Below are 2,992 nucleotides of genomic sequence, written 5' to 3'. Positions count from 1 at the left end.
CACCGCCGAAGCCGCAGACAGCCATCCGTGTCCCCCGGCCAACCTCCGCGGTCGGTCAGCTCGGGAAATCGATTCGGCGAAGGGCGTCCGCCGCCTCGCGGTCGAGGAGCACCGCGGAGCCGCAGCCCTGGGGCAGGTCGCCCTTCTCCACCGAGGTCAGCAGGCGGGCGGCCGCGCGGCGGTGGCGCAGGAAGGCGTACCGCGAGACGCCGCGGCCGCGTTCGCGCTGGCCCTCCAGGGCCGTGTCCGGGGCGACGTCGAGCAGCAGCAGGTGCAGGCTGCCGCCGCGGCGGCGGGCCTCGCGGGCCAGCCAGCCGCGCACCCAGGCCTGCGTACCGCAGTCGTGCACGACGACGCCCTCGCCGGAGCGCACGGCGCGGCGCAGTCCGGCGTAGTGGGCGAGGCGGACCAGGGGGCGGTAGACGGCGTAGGGGAGGAAGCGGGGCATGCGGGCGTCCCAGCGGTCCCGGGTGTCCTGGGAGTCGATGCGGGTGCCCTGCACCGCCCTCCTCATCAGCGTGGACTTGCCGCTGCCGGGCAGGCCGGTGATCACGACGAGGTCCTGGGGGCCGAAGAGCAGCGCGCGCGGGCTGCGTCCGGAGCGCTCGCGCAGATCACGGACCACGGGTGCGAGGCACGTGCCGCGGGCCTCGGCCGCCGGGGCCGCGGGCTGCTTGGGCAGCGCCATGCCCGAGGTCGTGGCGTACGCCGTAGTGCGGTTCACCGTCATCGTCCTCCTCCGGGGTCAGGATTCCCCATCCCCACTGAGCGTAAAGAGAAGGTAATGGATGATCTCTCGCATTTTCGTTCACTTCCTGCCACAAGCCGGTTACAGACACGGCCTGCCGTTGACGGGCACGGGCGTGCAATGATGTGCGCGCCAACTGCATACCGGCCGTTTGAATCCGCGCGGGAGAGTCCCCAGCAGTGCATCGCTGGGGCGCCGAAGGAGCAAGTCCCTCCCTTGAATCTCTCAGGCCCCGTTACCGCGCGGGCGAGGCACATCTGAAAAGCGGGCCGCTCCGTCCCTACCCGGGACGCGTGGCCCCACCCAAGGTGCAAGCCGTTGATCGTCCCTGTGGCGGTCCCGGCGAACCTCTCAGGTTCCGATGACAGATGGGGAGGAACGACCTCGCCCGTCATGCCTTGGGAGACAACGTCCGATGAGCAGCACTGAACCCCGTCGTACCGCGCTCGATGCCCTGCATCGCTCGCTCGGCGCGACGATGACCGACTTCGCCGGCTGGGACATGCCCCTGCGGTACGGCTCCGAGCGCGACGAGCACAACGCCGTGCGGACGAAGGCCGGGCTCTTCGACCTCTCCCACATGGGCGAGATCACCGTGACCGGCCCCGGGGCCGCCGCCTTCCTGAACCACGCCCTGGTCGGCAACATCGCCTCCGTCGGCGTCGGCCGCGCCCGCTACACCATGATCTGCCGGGCCGACGGCGGCATCCTCGACGACCTGATCGTCTACCGGCTCGCCGAAACCGAGTACATGGTCGTCGCCAACGCCTCCAACGCCCAGGTCGTGCTCGACGCGCTGACGGAGCGCGTGACCGGCTTCGACGCCGAGGTCCGCGACGACCGGGACGCGTACGCGCTGATCGCCGTCCAGGGCCCCGAGTCCCCGCGCATCCTGAAGTCGCTCACCGACGCCGACCTCGACGGCCTGAAGTACTACGCCGGCCTGCCCGGCACCGTCGCCGGCGTCCCCGCCCTCATCGCGCGCACCGGCTACACCGGCGAGGACGGCTTCGAGCTGTTCGTGCAGCCCGAGCACGCCGTAGAGCTGTGGCAGGCGCTGACCAAGGCGGGCGAGGGCGTCGGCCTGGTCCCGTGCGGCCTGTCCTGCCGGGACACGCTGCGTCTCGAGGCGGGCATGCCGCTGTACGGCAACGAGCTCTCGACCTCGCTGACCCCCTTCGACGCCGGGCTCGGCCGGGTGGTGAAGTTCGAGAAGGAGGGCGACTTCGTCGGGCGCGAGGCGCTCGCCGCGGCCGCCGACCGCGCCTCGCAGAACCCGCCGCGCGTCCTGGTCGGCCTGATCGCCGAGGGGCGTCGCGTCCCGCGCGCCGGGTACCCGGTCGTCGCCGGCGGCGAGGTCATCGGCGAGGTCACCTCCGGTGCGCCCTCCCCCACCCTGGGCAGGCCGATCGCGATGGCCTACGTCGACGCCGCGCACTCGGCGCCGGGCACGGCCGGGGTCGGCGTGGACATCCGCGGCAGCCACGAGCCGTACGAGGTCGTGGCGCTGCCGTTCTACAAGCGGCAGAAGTAACGCCGTACGGCGAGACTGACCCAGACAGCGCCCCCGTGCGTGACCCTGCGCACATTCGCGCTGCTCACAGGCGTTTGCAGCAGTCCCCCATCCATCACCACTCCCGCGCGTACAGGAGAATTCAGGCCATGAGCAACCCCCAGCAGCTGCGCTACAGCAAGGAGCACGAGTGGCTGTCGACCGCCGAGGACGGCGTCTCGACGGTCGGCATCACCGAGTTCGCGGCCAACGCGCTCGGCGACGTCGTCTACGCCCAGCTCCCCGAGGTCGGCTCGACCGTGACCGCGGGTGACACCTGCGGTGAGCTGGAGTCGACCAAGTCGGTGTCCGACCTGTACTCCCCGGTCACCGGCGAGGTCACCGAGATCAACGAGGACGTCGTGAACGACCCGGCGCTGGTGAACTCCGCCCCCTTCGAGGGCGGCTGGCTGTTCAAGGTACGCGTCACGGAGGAGCCGGCCGACCTGCTCTCCGCCGACGAGTACGTCGCCCACACCGCCGGCTGAGGAGTTACACCCCCTTATGTCTGACAAGTCGCTTCTGAACACCCCCCTGCACGAGCTGGACCCGGCCGTCGCCGCCGCGCTCGACGCCGAGCTGGAGCGCCAGCAGACCACCCTGGAGATGATCGCCTCCGAGAACTTCGCGCCGGTCGCGGTCATGGAGGCCCAGGGCTCGGTCGCCACCAACAAGTACGCCGAGGGCTATCC

The 2,992-nt window shown here is 71.1% G+C and carries 3 protein-coding genes, 1 pseudogene and 1 riboswitch; of the genes and pseudogenes, 3 read left to right on the top strand and 1 reads right to left on the bottom strand.

The features are described 5' to 3' along the window. Window positions 1-55: 55 nt before the first annotated feature. Window positions 56-730, bottom strand: a complete 675-nt coding sequence (locus ACFZBP_RS41030; protein ID WP_391420993.1) for an AAA family ATPase — start codon at window positions 728-730, stop codon at window positions 56-58. A 170-nt stretch (window positions 731-900) separates the two neighbouring features. Then, window positions 901-999: riboswitch (glycine riboswitch) on the top strand. Window positions 1,000-1,163: 164 nt separating this feature from the next. Between ACFZBP_RS41030 and gcvT the strand changes: the two genes are divergently transcribed. From gcvT to ACFZBP_RS41015, 3 genes and pseudogenes are all read left to right on the top strand, one after another. After that, window positions 1,164-2,282, top strand: a complete 1,119-nt coding sequence (gcvT, locus tag ACFZBP_RS41025) for a glycine cleavage system aminomethyltransferase GcvT (protein ID WP_391420992.1) — start codon at window positions 1,164-1,166, stop codon at window positions 2,280-2,282. A 128-nt stretch (window positions 2,283-2,410) separates the two neighbouring features. After that, window positions 2,411-2,788 carry a glycine cleavage system protein GcvH gene (gene gcvH / locus ACFZBP_RS41020; RefSeq protein WP_062717581.1) on the top strand — a complete coding sequence of 126 codons (378 nt, stop codon included), beginning with the start codon at window positions 2,411-2,413 and terminating at the stop codon, window positions 2,786-2,788. Between the two features lie 16 nt (window positions 2,789-2,804). Further along, a pseudogene (locus ACFZBP_RS41015) lies at window positions 2,805-2,992 on the top strand (serine hydroxymethyltransferase); the annotation flags it as partial.

It is taken from the genome of Streptomyces sp. NPDC008086 (assembly GCF_042957325.1).
Taxonomy (GTDB): domain Bacteria; phylum Actinomycetota; class Actinomycetes; order Streptomycetales; family Streptomycetaceae; genus Streptomyces.
The sequence above is the reverse complement of the archived record's forward strand: the minus strand, read 5'-3'. Positions and strand labels throughout refer to the sequence as shown.